Origin of the sequence: Arthrobacter sp. L77, from assembly GCF_000816565.1 — a bacterium.
Classification (GTDB): Bacteria; Actinomycetota; Actinomycetes; order Actinomycetales; family Micrococcaceae; genus Arthrobacter_D; species Arthrobacter_D antioxidans.
In genome coordinates, this window is the sequence record NZ_JWSU01000005.1 from 455157 (window position 1) to 468816 (window position 13660).

The following is a 13660-nucleotide window of genomic DNA, read 5'->3' on the forward strand; positions in this document are numbered from 1 at the left end:
CCGCCCAAGGCGATCGGTGCGCTCCCGGGCGTGAACCGGATGTGGAAGAAGAACGGCTACTTCGCCGTCCCCGTCCTCGCCAACGCCGGTTCCATCCGCGAGTGGTGCCTGCTCGTGCCCATCAGCCTCTACGCCATCGGTGGCGTCGGCTGGGCGATCACCGCCGTGGGTCGCTCAGGCCTGCGGACCATGCCGGACTGGTTTGGGACGCCCGTTGGAGCTCCCGCAGCGCACCTTTGCGACCATGTCCCGCATTGCCTCGTTCTTCGCCATGACCCTGGTCGCGCGGGGGGAGGCAGGTCATGTTCCCTCGTTGACAGCATTTGTAGGGAGCGTAGGCTCAAAACGCCTGACAGCACGTTCGATCGGCTTGGCCCACGGGACGCGATGGCGTCCGGATCGAGAAAGGTGCCCTTTCGTGGATATCCCAACTCCCTGGCCATCGCTCGACCCGTCCGCCGTCGGCGCTCTGAGTTCGGCCCTTCAGGGCCAGCTTTTCCACCCCGGCGAACACGGTTATGACGACGCCCGGAAGGTCTTCAACGCGATGATCGACCGCCGTCCCGCCCTTATCGTCCGCCCAGCCGACGCCGAAGATATCTGCCGTACGGTGAGCTTCGCACGGACAAACCATCTCCCCGTCTCCGCCAAGGGGGGCGGTCATAACGTAGCCGGGAGTGCCGTTATCGCCCGTGGGCTCATGCTGGATTGCTCAGGCATGAAGAAGATTCGGGTCGACGCCGAACGGCGCGTCGCCGTGGCCGGGGCCGGGGCGTTACTGGCCGACCTTGACCGCGCCACCCAGACAGGTGGCCTTGCCACGCCGCTGGGAGTGGTGTCGGTGACCGGCATCGCCGGCCTGACTCTGGGCGGCGGCATCGGCTGGCTCAACGGCAAGCACGGTCTCGCCTGCGACAACGTGCTCGCCGCCAATATTGTCACTTCGGACGGGGTGCTTCTGACGGTGAGCGCCGACGAGCACGCAGACCTCTTCTGGGCGATCCGGGGAGGCGGCGGCAACTTCGGCGTGGTCACTTCGTTCACCTATCGGCTGCATCCCGTCGGACCGGTCCTTGCCGGAGGATTCCTGTTCCCGGCGGAGCGCACGCGCGAGGTCCTGCGGTTCTACCCCGAATTCGCCGCCTCGTGTCCCGATGAACTCTCGATGTCAGCAAGTTTGGGGCGCGACGACTCGGGGCGCCCTGTTCTTGGCGTCGGCGTGTGCTGGAGCGGCGAGCACCGCGGGGCGGATTCGGCGCTCCGACCCCTGCGCGATCTCGGCCCGGCGGTGGACATAGTCGCACCAACCGACTATTGCGAACTGCAAAGCGCTCATGATGCGGGCTTTCCTCGGGGCCAGAACCACTATTGGAAATCGAGCTTCTTCACGGACTTCACCGACGACGCCATTGACATCCTGCTCCATTTCGCGGCCGAGCTGCCCTCACCGGCGAGCAGCATCGGTATGCAGCAGATGCACGGTGCGGCCGCGCGAGTCGACACCGCAGCCACGGCGTTCCCTCATCGCCGGTCGCAGATCGAACTCCTCATCCTGTCCCAGTGGGCCGACCCGGCTGAAACGGAGCGCAACGTCGGTTGGACCCGCGCGTTGTTCGAGGCGCTGCAGCCCTTCGCGGTGAGCGGGGTCTACGTCAACGATCTGGGCGATGAAGGTGAGGATCGGGTGAAGGCAGCCTACGGGGCGAATTACGACCGACTCAGCGCTGCCAAAGCCAAATACGACCCAACCAACCTCTTCCGCTCCAACCAGAACATCCGGCCGGCGCCGTAGCGGGGTAGTAGCGGGTTCCCCGATACCAGGACAAACGAAAACCGCGCCGCCACCGGGAGGGTTCCCAGTCGCGGCGCGGTTCTTTCGTCGGGCCCCCTGTCGGATTCGAACCGACGACCCCCGCTTTACAAGAGCGGTGCTCTGGCCAACTGAGCTAAGGAGGCGTGCTGACCGAGCCAGCGCGGCGCCGTCGTCATGGTCCTGGGTGGAGACTGCCGGGGGCGGCATGACGCCGAGCGCTCAATAAGGGTAGCCCAGCGCCGGCACCGCGTGAAATCAGCCACGCGTCCGGCAGCGCCCGACCGGATAGAGTCATTTCCGAGACCAACTACTTTTATGGAGCCCGCTGTGAGTGCTGCACAACCCTCGACCACACCAGGCGTCAAGGCGTCGTTCTCGGCGGACGGCCAGTACGGTGAGTTCGACTTCATCGTCGTCTCCAACCGGCTCGCGGTGGACCGCATCGTCGATGAGGACGGTGAGAGCTCGTGGCGGCGTTCGCCGGGCGGTCTCGTCACCGCGCTGGCGCCCGTGATGGCCAAGGCCGACGGCGCCTGGGTCGGCTGGCACGGCGCACCCGACGAGACGCTCGAGCCCTTCGACGAGGCGAACATGCGCCTCGTGCCCGTGCCGCTCAGTGCCGAGGAGGTGGAGCTGTATTACGAGGGGTTCTCGAACGCCACCCTCTGGCCGCTGTACCACGACGTCATCGCCTCCCCCGAGTTCCACCGCACCTGGTGGGACTCCTACCGGCGGGTCAACGAGCGCTTCGCGCGGGCGACGGCGTCCGTCGCGGCGGAGGGGGCCACGGTGTGGGTCCAGGACTACCAGCTGCAGCTCGTCCCCAAGATGCTGCGCGAGGCCCGCCCGGACCTGAAGATCGGCTTCTTCAACCACATCCCGTTCCCCCCGCTGGAGATCTACGCACAGCTGCCGTGGCGCCGGCAGGTCATCGAGGGACTCCTCGGCGCCGACCTCATCGGCTTCCAGCGCCCGAGCGACGCGAGCAACTTCCTGCGGTGCGTGCGCCGCTTCAAGGGCTACACCATCAAGGCCCAGCAGGTGCAGGTCCCGGCGGGCGCCGACGGCACACCGGGCTACGTGTCGCGGGCCGAGGCGTTCCCCATCTCCATCGACACCGCATCCATCACGGAACTCGCGCAGCGACCGGACGTCATCGAACGCTCGAAGGAGATCCGTCGTGAACTCGGCGACCCGGAGCACATCCTGCTCGGCGTCGACCGGCTCGACTACACCAAGGGCATCGGCCACCGCCTCAAGGCCTACGGGGAACTGCTGGAGGACGGCGCCATCACGGTGGAGGGTGCCGCCCTCATCCAGGTCGCCAGCCCCAGCCGCGAGCGGGTGGAGCAGTACCGCCTCCTGCGCGAGGACATCGAGGGGGCCGTGGGCCGCATCAACGGCACGCACGACACCATGAAGAACACGGCGATCCGCTACCTGCACCACAGTTACCCGGTCGAGGAGATGGTGGCGCTGTACCTGGCTGCGGACGTCATGCTCGTCACGGCCCTGCGGGACGGCATGAACCTCGTGGCCAAGGAGTACGTCGCCGCGCGGACCGGGAACACGGGCATGCTCGTCCTCAGCGAGTTCGCGGGCGCGGCGGACACCCTGCGCCAGGCGATCCTCGTCAACCCGCACGATATCGACGGGCTGAAGAGCGCCATCCTCACCGCGGTCACCATGCCGAAGCCCGAAGCCATGCGGCGCATGCGACTCATGCGCCGCCAGGTGGTCCACAACGACGTCGAGCGCTGGTCGCAGGCATTCCTCGCCGCTCTCCAGGCGGAAGGTCCCGGCAGTGGCGATTGAGCCGGCCCTGCGCGTTGCGCTGCAGGCCCTCGCCTCCACGCCGCACCTGCTCGTGGCCCTCGACTTCGACGGCACGCTCGCCCCGCTCGTCGAGCGGGCGGAGGATGCCCGCGCCCTCCCGGCGTCGGCCGCAGCAGTCCGGGTGCTGGCAGGACTGCCCCGCACGACGACGGCGCTCATCTCCGGACGGGCCCTCGACAGCCTGCGTGCCGTCGCGGACCCGCCGGCGGACACGATGCTGATCGGCAGCCACGGCGCCGAGACCTGGACCGGGCCGGACCGCGCCCCGCTGGCGCTGACACCGGACCAGTCCGACCTCCTGGCGCGTGCCGTCGCCGTCGTCGAACGTGTCGTCGCCGCGCACGCGGGGACGCGGATCGAGTTCAAGCCCGCCGGCGTCGTGCTCCACACGAGGACGGCCGCGGACGCCGTCGCCGACGCCGCCGTGGCAGCGGCCCGGACGGAGCTCGCCCTCCTGGACGGCGTGGGCATCACGGACGGCAAGCGCGTGCTCGAGATCTCGGTGGTCGAGGCCGACAAGGGCCAGGGACTGACGCTGCTGCGACAGGCCGCAGCAGCGACGGCGGTCTTCTTCGCGGGCGACGACGTCACGGACGAGCATGCCCAGCAGACCCTCGGCGCGGACGACGTCGGCATCAGGATCGGCCCCGGTGACACTGCGGCGTCCTTCTCCGTCGCCACCCCCGAGGCCTTCACGGAGGTGCTCGAGGAACTCGCGACGCTGCGCGCGGCAGGTGCACCCGGATAGGGAACGTGTCATACTCAGGAGGCGTGACCAACGTCACCGGTACTGCTGGCGGACCACGCGCAACAACTGAATACATTCCATTCACTACGGATCGTCGGGCACGTACCTGCCCGTGAAAAGGAACCAATTCCATGGCAACGGTAACGTTTGACCAGGCCACGCGCCTGTACCCGGGCACCGAGAAGCCCGCCGTCGACAAGCTCAACATCGACATCGCCGACGGCGAATTCCTCGTCCTCGTGGGGCCCTCCGGTTGCGGGAAGTCCACCTCCCTGCGCATGCTCGCGGGGCTGGAGGACGTCAACTCCGGACGCATCCTCATCGGCGACCGCGACGTCACCGACGTCCCCCCGAAGGATCGCGACATCGCGATGGTCTTCCAGAACTACGCGCTCTACCCGCACATGTCGGTGGCCGACAACATGGGCTTCGCGCTCAAGATCGCCGGCGTCTCGAAGGAGGAGCGCGCCGAGCGAGTCCGCGAAGCGGCGAAGCTCCTCGACCTCGAGGACTACCTCGACCGCAAGCCGAAGGCCCTCTCCGGTGGCCAGCGCCAGCGTGTCGCCATGGGTCGCGCGATCGTGCGTAACCCTCAGGTCTTCCTCATGGACGAGCCCCTGTCCAATTTGGACGCGAAGCTCCGTGTGCAGACGCGTACGCAGATCGCCTCGCTGACCCGCCGCCTCGGCGTCACGACGGTCTACGTCACGCACGACCAGGTCGAGGCCATGACCATGGGTGACCGCGTCGCCGTGCTCAAGGACGGCATCCTCCAGCAGGTGGATACCCCGCGCAACCTGTACGAGCGGCCCAAGAACGTCTTCGTCGCCGGCTTCATCGGCTCTCCGGCCATGAACCTCCTGGAACTGCCCGTCGCCGACGGCGGAGTCCTCTTCGGTGGCATCGTCTATCCCGTCCCGCGCACCGTCCTCGACGCCGCGGCCGGCAACACCGTGACGCTCGGCGTCCGCCCCGAGGACCTCGTCCTCGCGGCCGCGGGTGAGGGACTGCAGGTCGAGGTCGACGTCGTCGAGGAACTCGGCGCCGACGCCTACATCTACGGCCACACCACGCTGGACGGCAAGAACCACGACATGGTGGTTCGCGTCGACGGGCGCCGCCCGCCGATGAAGGGCGACAGTGTCTACGTGCGCCCCGAGCAGGGCCACGTGCACCTGTTCGACACCACGAACGGACTCCGCCTGGCCGAGACGATCTAGGTTCCTCGCGGATCACGCACGACGACGGCGGTGGTTTCGCCGGGCATCCTTCGGAGGCCCTGGGGAAGCCACCGCTGTCGTTTAACGGCCACTACGCTTGATGCAGGCTCATTTCCCGCCCAGACACGAAGGCAGCACCCATGACAGAGACCTCGAACGCGCAGTGGCATGACGAGCCGACGGATTACGGTCAGACCGGCAAGCTGCCGCGGGTACGTCCCGCGTCCTCCGAGGTCCCCAACCTGGGATCCCTCAACATCACCGCGGCAGCGACCGACCCGGAACTGCTCGACCTGCCGTGGCATATCGCTCTCGAGGAATGGCCCGCCAGTGCCCTCGCCGCCCTCCCCCGCGGCATCTCCCGGCACATCGTGCGTTTCGCGCACCTCGGCGGATCCGTGATCGCGGTCAAGGAGACCGGCGAGCACATCGCGCGCCACGAGTACCACATGCTCCGGAAGCTCCAGCGCCTCGACGTGCCCTGCGTCGAGCCCGTCGCCGTCATCTCCGGCCGGGCCACGCCCGAGGGCGAAGAACTCGATCCCGTCCTCGTCACCCGCCACCTCAAGTTCTCACTCCCGTACCGGGCGCTGTTCTCCCAGACCCTCCGCCGTGACACACTGACCCGCCTCATCGATGCGCAGGCGCTGCTCCTCGTGCGCCTGCACCTCGTCGGCTTCTACTGGGGCGACGTCTCCCTCTCCAACACCCTGTTCCGGCGCGATGCCGGGTCCTTCGCCGCGTATCTCGTGGACGCCGAGACGGGCGAGCTCTACCCCGAGCTGTCCACCGGCCAGCGCGAGTACGACCTCGAGATCGCCCGCGTCAACATCGCCGGCGAGCTGATGGACCTCGCGGAGGGTGGCCTCATCGAGGAGAAGGTGGATCCGCTCGCCACCAGCGAGCTGATCATGGACAGCTACCGACGCCTCTGGAGCGAGCTGACGGAGCAGGAATCGTTCGAACTCGGGGACCGGTGGCGTGTGGGAGCCCGCATCCGCCGGCTCAACGAGCTCGGCTTCGACGTCGAGGAGTACGCGATCAAGACGGCCGCCAACGGCACGCAGATCCAGCTCCAGCCCAAGGTCGTCGATGCAGGGCACCACAGCCGGAGACTCCTCCGCCTGACCGGCCTGGACGCGCAGGAGAACCAGGCCCGGCGCCTGCTCAACGACATGGACGCCTACCGGGCGGACAACAACCCCACGCTGGACGAGGAGTTCACGGCGCACCTCTGGGTGAACGAGGTCTTCGAGCCCATCGTCCGCGCCGTCCCCCGCGAACTGGGTGGGAAGCTCGAGCCCGCCGAAGTGGTCCACGAGGTGCTCGAGCACCGGTGGTACATGTCAGAGCGGGAGGACAGGAACGTGCCGATGGCCGAAGCCGTGCAGTCCTACCTCGACGACGAACTCCGTCACCGCCGTGACGAGGCGGAGATCATGCTGACGGCGGATGCGAAGACCATCGGCATCGACGAGGACTCCGAGCACAGGGACAACTAGGCCCTAAACGCGGAAGGACCGGCAGCCATCGGCTGCCGGTCCTCGTCTAGGGTGCTGTCACGGGCAGGTGGTCGTCGTGCCCTGGAACTCGACCTGGGTGCCACTGGGCACGCCCTGGCACAGCTCGGCCAATTCGGTGAACGCCGGGATCAAGGCGATGAGACCGATCAGAGCTATTGCTCCCAGGACCGTGAATACAGCGCCGATGATGATGCCTGCAAGGGCGAACCCGTTGCCCATCTTGGCCTTCCGGGATTTCACGAAGGCGATGATGCTGATGACGAGGCCGACCGGAGCGATCAGGATGGCAAGGATGAAGCCGACGATGCCGAGCGTCTTGCCGGGGTTCTCCGCCGTCTGGACCTGGTAGCCCTGCTGTCCGGGGTAGTTGCCGGCACCCTGTCCGTAGGGGCTCTGCTGCCCGTAGGGAGCCGAGCCCTGCTGCCCGTAGGGAGACGGAGCCTGCCCGTACTGCGGCTGGCTCTCGCCGTACTTCGGCTGATCCTGCTGCCCGTACTGCGGCTGATTCTCGCCGTACTTCGGCTGATCCTGCTGCCCGTACTGCGGCTGATTCTCGCCGTACTTCGGCTCGTTCTCCCCGTACTGCGGCTTGTCACGCTCACCGTAGGGCGGTCCGCCCTGCGATCCCGGATTGTTGTCAGACATGGTGCCCCCGAAAAGATGTAGTGGAATTGACGGAGATTTCCGACACTTTCCTGAACACTATCACCGGGCGCCGTTGCCCATCCGGCAGGGACAGCAACGATCAGGCGACGATGGCCTTGCCCGGATTCAGGATGCCCAGGGGGTCGAAGACCTCCTTGATGCGGGCCTGCAGGTCGAGGACCGCCGCCTGTTGCTCCCAGGCAAGCCATCTCCGCTTGAACTGTCCCACGCCGTGCTCGCCCGTGATCGTCCCGCCGAACTCCAGCGCGAGGCGCACCGACTCGTCGAGCGCCTCATCCAGCCGCACCGTGGATCGAGGACCCTCGCTACGCGCCACCCAGAAAGTGGGATGGAGATTGCCGTCACCGGCGTGGGCCACGACCTTCAGATGGACGGCATGCCTGTCCGCCATCACTTCGAGTGCCTGGACGTAGTCGACGAGCCGGGATTTCGGTACGGCGACGTCTTCGCCCACGCGGAACAGGTCATCCACGTCATCTCCCCGGCTGTGGCGCCTCAGGTCGACGAGCCGCTCGGCCTCCTCCGATCCCTCCTGGCTGACATCGGCACCCAGCCCGATCAGGACCCTCCGGATGGCTTCGGCCTCGGCCGCAGCACCGTAACCGTCCGTCCTGACCAGCAGGAGCGAACCGCCTCGCCGACGGAGCTCGGAACCGTGCACGCCGTCCAGTGCATCGAGGGTCCTCCCGTCGAGGAGTTCCAGGATCGAGGGTTGCACCCGGGCGCGACCGATGGCGAGGACACCGGCTGCTGCCCGGGGGAAGTCGTCGAAGAAGGCGGCCAGGGTGTGGACCTCCTGCGGCAGGTAACGGAGACGGACGGTCACCTGCACGACCACGCCGAGGGTTCCCTCCGACCCCGTCATCAGCGCCGTCAGATCGTACCCGGCAACTCCCTTGAACGTGCTGTGCCCCGTCGAGATGAGGGTGCCGTCCGCCAGGACCACCTTCAGCGCGAGAACGGAGTCGCGCGTCACCCCGTACTTCGCGCAGCGGAGACCCCCCGCATTGGTGGCGACGTTCCCCCCGATGGTGGACCACCGGTAGCTGGCGGGGTCCGGCGCGTACATCAGGCCGTGCTCCGCAGCAGCCGTGTCGAGGTCGGCGTTGATCACTCCGGGTTCGACGACGGCGGTTTCGTCGTCCGGGTTGATCGCGAGGATCCTGTCCATGAGCTCGAGCGAGAGGATCACACAGCCCTCCGTCGCATGGGCGCCACCGGACACCCCTGACCCTGCGCCCCGGCTCACCACCGGCACACGATGACGGGTTGCCCACTGCAGCACCACCTGCACGTCCTCCACGGTGCGGGCACGGATCACCGCGCCGGGGAGCGCTGGTTCGAGAACGGGACCACGATCCCGGGAGTACTCGTCCAGGTCCTCAGGGGCGGTCGACACGCGACCCGGGAGGGCGTTCCGGAGCTCATCGAGCGCTGGGTGGATCATCGGTTCCCGCCCATGAAGCGTCGGTAACGCGACAGCGCATCGGGCCAGAACGCGCGGTAGAAATCGTAGACGTCCTTCGGATCCCCGGCCGTCCACCCGCCGTGGGTGAGAGTGAGCGTGACGCGGGATTCAGCGGCTCCTTCTGCTCCTCCACCTGCTGCCATCTCGATACGCACCACCGTCGTCGACGCGGAACCGACATGCCGCCACGACAGCTGGAGCCACTCCCCGGGGCTGCTGTCGGTCACCTCGCCCCAGACGTTCTCGTCATCGCGAGCAGACGTCTCGACGAGGGCGTTGTCCTCGAGGTCGAAGAAGCTGTCCTCACCCCAGCGGCTCAGTTCATCGGCCGGCCACCACAGGTGGAGGTGCTGCGTCAGCCCTGCCCAGGCATGGTCCATGGATGCCGGGACGGTCACCGACGCATGAAGCTCCGGCCGCGCCTCCGGGAAGTCGGCCGCGGCGGACGGATGCGAGAACATACCACTCATGTCTCGACCCTACCGTTCCGCCGGGGCGGGCCGTGGCTCGGCACCGACGGGGGTGCCGGGACGGGCGAAGCGCAATCGAGGGTGCACGCGGAGTATTTTCGCGGGCACAGCATTTTTCCAAGGTCGACTGCAGAGAATCGGCCCTGCAGCGTCCACCTACGACACGGAGGCAAATGATGACGATCGAGGAGCTCGCGCCGGCCCGACGGGATGCGACCGACCTGATGCCCGGGGAGGCAGCCGACCGTCCCGACGGACTCAGCCGACGAGTGTTCGGCGTCCTGCTAGGCACGGGTGCCGTGGGTACCGCGGCGGGTTGGGGCGTCGTCGTCGCTTCCGGCGGCACCGAGGAGGTTCCGACGTCGTTCGGTTCCGTCCGGATCGCGGCCGCCGAGCGGCAGGCCCGGCTGGTGGGCGCCGGCGGCGCACACCCGAGTGCCCATTCGACGATGGGAGCCGCTCCGCCCGGGGCGCTGTCCCAACCCTTCAACCACACGTGGGGCGAACATCTGGCAATAAGGCTCGACGTGCGCAACACCTCGGAGAGTGACGTGCTGTTCGCGCCGGGACAGTTGCGCCTTCTCGTCAGCGAAACGACGACGGTGACCAACCGCGCTGCCGACGTCTCGAAGATCCTGTTGACCGCGAACTCACAGCACAGTCTGTGGATCAGCTTCCTGGTCCCGATCGGGGCCTCAGGCCTCGCGGCCCAGTTCACCGACCCGTGGGGCGGTCCGGCTCCGCTGGCGCTGGCCCTCCCCCGGATATCCCTTCGACCCGGCTCCCTGGAGGACGACCATGGCTGAACCCCTGCCCCCCGAAGTATTGGCCCGAGGGGACTTCCTCAGGTTCGGTGCAGCAGCAGGGCTGGGACTCGCGGCGCTGTCGATGGCTCAACCGGCGGCACCACCCCGACGTGTGGCACGGGCCCCGATACCACTGGCGCTCGCGCCGCTGCAGGGAGTGCTGGATCTCTACATCAACGAGGGCTACCTGAAGATGGTCGACGACACCCTCGTGTATCACCGCGGTTTCGGCAGCCGGCCCACCGATATCGGCGATCCGAGCCCGAGCCTGACCACGGAACCGACGGTGATCACCGCTGCGGGCGATGTGGTGCAGAGCCGCAGCTACCCCCTCGGCGCGCCCGTGCCTCCACGAGGCACACCGACGCCGGTCGGCCCGGATCCTGTGAACCCGGGCCAGTACTTCATCCGCCGCAACTACTGGGCAAGCTACTTCCCGCCGCGGACCGTCATCGCCGAGTCGGGGAGTACTGTCCGCCTGAGGGTGCAGAACCGGCTGGGGAAGCCCCACGTCCTGACGGTCTTCGGGGCGGGGCCCGACGGCGGTGACCTCACCTCCGGTTCCATCGCCCCCGATTCCGTGGCCCTCCTGGAGTTCGACTGCCCGCCGCCCGGGACGTACATCTTCGCCGACCCGACGAACGCGCCGGTCGAACGGGTGTTGGGCCTGTTCGGTGTGCTGGTGGTCATCGATCCCGACCACCGGTGGGAGATAGCGGAGGGCCGCGCATCCTTCGAGCGCCAGTGGGTGTGGATCTGCCACGCGGTGGAACCCCGGTGGGCGGCCATGGAGGCCTCGGGTCAGACCGTCGATCCAGTGCAGACCCGGGCGGTGCCGCGCTACTTCACGCTCAACGGTCGCAGCGGTTTCGAATCCCTCGGAATCACTTTCGACGACGAGTTGAACCTGGCCAGCGAGGAGGAGACCCTGATCTCCGGTTACCCGCGGCAACTCGACGTACGGCAGTTCGGCGAAGGGAGCGAACTCGGAACCCTCCGCGGGGGCCAACTCGTCCGGCTCGTCAATCCAGGAATCGCGTTCCATCAGATGCACTTCCACGGGAACCACATCTGGACCGTCGGCAAGAACAACATCGACTGGCCGCGGGGTGAGGGCTTCGTGGACGGTGACGGGCACGTGATCCTCCAGCAGTGGGAGGACGTCGTCGAACTGGAACCGATGAACCGCAAGGACTGCATCATTCCGATCAAGCGACCACCGGATGCGATCGACCCGGTCTGGTTCGCTCGCACCACGGATTGGGTCTATCCCATGCACTGCCATGCCGAGCCGTCCCAGACCGCCGCCGGCGGACTCTACCCCGGCGGCCTCGTTGCCCACTGGACGTTGAAGGGCCCCGACACGGGAGGTGCACGATGAGTATCTTCAGCCGCAGACGCATCGGCCCGCGCTCGGTCCGTGCCGTCGGAAAAACGCAGGAATCCGCCGAGCGCAAGCGGCAGGAGGAAGCACGCAAGCGTGCGGACGCCGAACGCCGTTCCGAGGATCGGGACCGCGCCGCACCGACGCGGAAGCCGAGTCCTACGCCGAAACCCACCACCCAGAAGCCCTCCCCGACTCCGCGCCCCACCACGGTCAAGCCGAGCCCGACGCCGACCGCGACACCCCCGCGCAGCCCGTCCCCCACACCGACCGCGACGGCCTCACCCACGGCAACTCCTTCGGTCACCTCCGCACCGCAGGTGCCACCCGTCGGCACGCCGGAGGAGATGCTGGAGCACCGGTTCCGGAGCCAGGTGGATTTCAGCTCGGACCAGCTGGAGGTGAGCAATCCGGTGACGGAATTCCGACAGACCCCGGCACTCGCGGTTCAGCTGGATGTGCACAAGCGGGAACTCAGGATGGACGACGGCGCTGTGTTCGAGATGTGGAGTTTCGAGGACCAGACCTACGAACGGGGTTTCCCCGGCCCCACCCTGAGGTTGCAGGAAGGCAAGGTCTTCCACGGCACCGTGCATCCGAGCATGGGTCCCCACACCATTCACTGGCACGGCATGGAACCCGATCCGCGCAACGACGGCGTGGGACACACCTCCTTCGAGGTCGACGGCCAGTACACCTACCAGTTCCAGCCGGAGCCCGGCCGTCCCGGGGACCCGAACAACGGGGCAGCCGGGACGTACTTCTACCACTGCCACGTCAACACGCCGCTGCATGCCCAGATGGGTATGTTTGGCCCGCTGGTGGTCGACCCGGTAGTGCATCCGGACTACCCGGTGAGCCCGGGGGCACGGCGCGCGTTCACGGACGGACCAGAGTACGACATCGACACGGAGGCCGTGGTTGCCCCATACAGTCTCGACCCCCGGTGGCACCGGATGGGCCATGCCGAGGGTCTGTCAGGGGAGGACGCCGGCCTCAACCGGTTCGAGCCGAAGCACTTCTACCTCCTGGGCGGGGAAATGGTGCGGCGGCCGAAGGGCAAGGAGCGCGTGTGGAGCCTGTCCCGCCTGCGAGCGAACGTCGAAGGGGGGCCCCGTAAGCCGACCCTGCTGAGGACGATCAACGCCAACTACCTCCCCAACCTGATGACCTTCACCGATGCGGAGGGAACCGAGGTGCGGATCGCCGAACTGATCTCGCACGACGGGCGACCGTATCGGGACACGTCCGCAGCGGGCGCACCGTCACCGAGCTCCCGGGACGCCGGCCACCCTCTGATCACCAGCCGGCTGGCCTACGGTGCGGCGGAGCGCTTCGACATGCTGCTCCACCCCCCGGCTCCCGGGCTGTACTACCTGAGGGTCGAGTGGCAGGACTGGATCACCGGGAACGTGCTCGGGACGCGCACCATACCGATCACTGCGTCCTGATTCCTCGACCGCGGCCCTCGTGGCCGTGGCCTTCGATTGACGGTGCTGGGTGGGTGGTTAACGTGGGAAGGCCCCGCACCTGGTGGTGTGGGGCCTTCCTGTAATGGTTGTCCGGCGGTGTCCTACTCTCCCACACTCTCTCGGGTGCAGTACCATCGGCGCTGTGGGTCTTAGCTTCCGGGTTCGGAATGGGACCGGGCGTTTCCCCCACGCTATGACCGCCGTAACCCTTGCTACCTGACGCGCCCGTGCCGTGCCCCCGGGTGCCCTGATGG

General features: G+C 67.5%; 11 protein-coding genes, 1 tRNA gene and 1 rRNA gene. 8 read left to right on the forward strand and 5 right to left on the reverse strand.

Annotated elements, in window-relative coordinates; all coding sequences use genetic code 11:
* Positions 1-418 precede the first annotated feature (418 nt).
* Entirely contained in the window at positions 419-1792 is a 1374-nt protein-coding gene (locus tag RY94_RS10165; protein ID WP_043444557.1) for an FAD-binding oxidoreductase, read from the forward strand.
* 90 nt (positions 1793-1882) lie between these two features.
* Here RY94_RS10165 and RY94_RS10170 read toward each other — a convergent pair.
* Positions 1883-1956: transfer RNA gene (locus RY94_RS10170), tRNA-Thr, on the reverse strand.
* Positions 1957-2128: 172 nt separating this feature from the next.
* Between RY94_RS10170 and RY94_RS10175 the strand changes: the two genes are divergently transcribed.
* The 4 genes from RY94_RS10175 (at position 2129) to RY94_RS10190 (ending at position 7119) form a co-directional block, all read left to right on the forward strand.
* On the forward strand, positions 2129-3628 hold the full coding sequence (locus RY94_RS10175) for an alpha,alpha-trehalose-phosphate synthase (UDP-forming) (RefSeq protein WP_043444558.1): 1500 nt from the start codon (positions 2129-2131) through the stop codon (positions 3626-3628).
* The gene (gene otsB / locus RY94_RS10180; protein WP_043444559.1) at positions 3618-4397 is read left to right on the forward strand and encodes a trehalose-phosphatase; all 780 of its coding nucleotides are present in this window, start codon (positions 3618-3620) and stop codon (positions 4395-4397) included. The genes RY94_RS10175 and otsB overlap by 11 nt, the downstream gene beginning before the upstream one ends.
* 131 nt (positions 4398-4528) lie before the next feature.
* Positions 4529-5617, forward strand: coding sequence for an ABC transporter ATP-binding protein (locus RY94_RS10185; RefSeq protein ID WP_043444560.1), 1089 nt, complete (start codon positions 4529-4531; stop codon positions 5615-5617).
* Between the two features lie 140 nt (positions 5618-5757).
* Positions 5758-7119, forward strand: a complete 1362-nt coding sequence (locus RY94_RS10190) for a DUF4032 domain-containing protein (RefSeq protein WP_043444561.1) — start codon at positions 5758-5760, stop codon at positions 7117-7119.
* 57 nt (positions 7120-7176) lie between these two features.
* On the opposite strand, the gene RY94_RS10195 is transcribed toward RY94_RS10190, so the two are convergent.
* The 3 genes from RY94_RS10195 to RY94_RS10205 form a co-directional block, all read right to left on the reverse strand.
* A complete protein-coding gene (locus RY94_RS10195; RefSeq protein WP_043444562.1) occupies positions 7177-7785 on the reverse strand; it encodes a DUF4190 domain-containing protein in 609 nt (202 codons plus the stop codon).
* A gap of 100 nt (positions 7786-7885) precedes the next feature.
* Positions 7886-9253, reverse strand: a complete 1368-nt coding sequence (locus RY94_RS10200) for an FAD-binding oxidoreductase (protein ID WP_043444563.1) — start codon at positions 9251-9253, stop codon at positions 7886-7888.
* The gene (locus RY94_RS10205) at positions 9250-9744 is read right to left on the reverse strand and encodes a hypothetical protein (RefSeq protein ID WP_156135122.1); all 495 of its coding nucleotides are present in this window, start codon (positions 9742-9744) and stop codon (positions 9250-9252) included. The genes RY94_RS10200 and RY94_RS10205 overlap by 4 nt, the downstream gene beginning before the upstream one ends.
* A gap of 173 nt (positions 9745-9917) precedes the next feature.
* Here RY94_RS10205 and RY94_RS10210 point away from each other — a divergent pair, with 173 nt between their 5' ends.
* From RY94_RS10210 to RY94_RS10220, 3 genes are read left to right on the forward strand one after another with little or no spacing between them, the layout of a single operon-like run.
* A complete protein-coding gene (locus RY94_RS10210) occupies positions 9918-10550 on the forward strand; it encodes a hypothetical protein (protein WP_052274224.1) in 633 nt (210 codons plus the stop codon).
* Complete coding sequence (locus tag RY94_RS10215) at positions 10543-11931, forward strand: Tat pathway signal protein (protein ID WP_052274225.1); 1389 nt, start codon at positions 10543-10545, stop codon at positions 11929-11931. Before RY94_RS10210 ends, RY94_RS10215 begins: the two co-directional genes overlap by 8 nt.
* Positions 11928-13385, forward strand: a complete 1458-nt coding sequence (locus RY94_RS10220; RefSeq protein WP_231554490.1) for a multicopper oxidase domain-containing protein — start codon at positions 11928-11930, stop codon at positions 13383-13385. The genes RY94_RS10215 and RY94_RS10220 overlap by 4 nt, the downstream gene beginning before the upstream one ends.
* A 109-nt stretch (positions 13386-13494) precedes the next feature.
* Here the strand turns inward: RY94_RS10220 and rrf are convergent.
* Positions 13495-13611, reverse strand: a 5S ribosomal RNA gene (gene rrf / locus RY94_RS10225).
* Between the last annotated feature and the right edge of the window lie 49 nt (positions 13612-13660).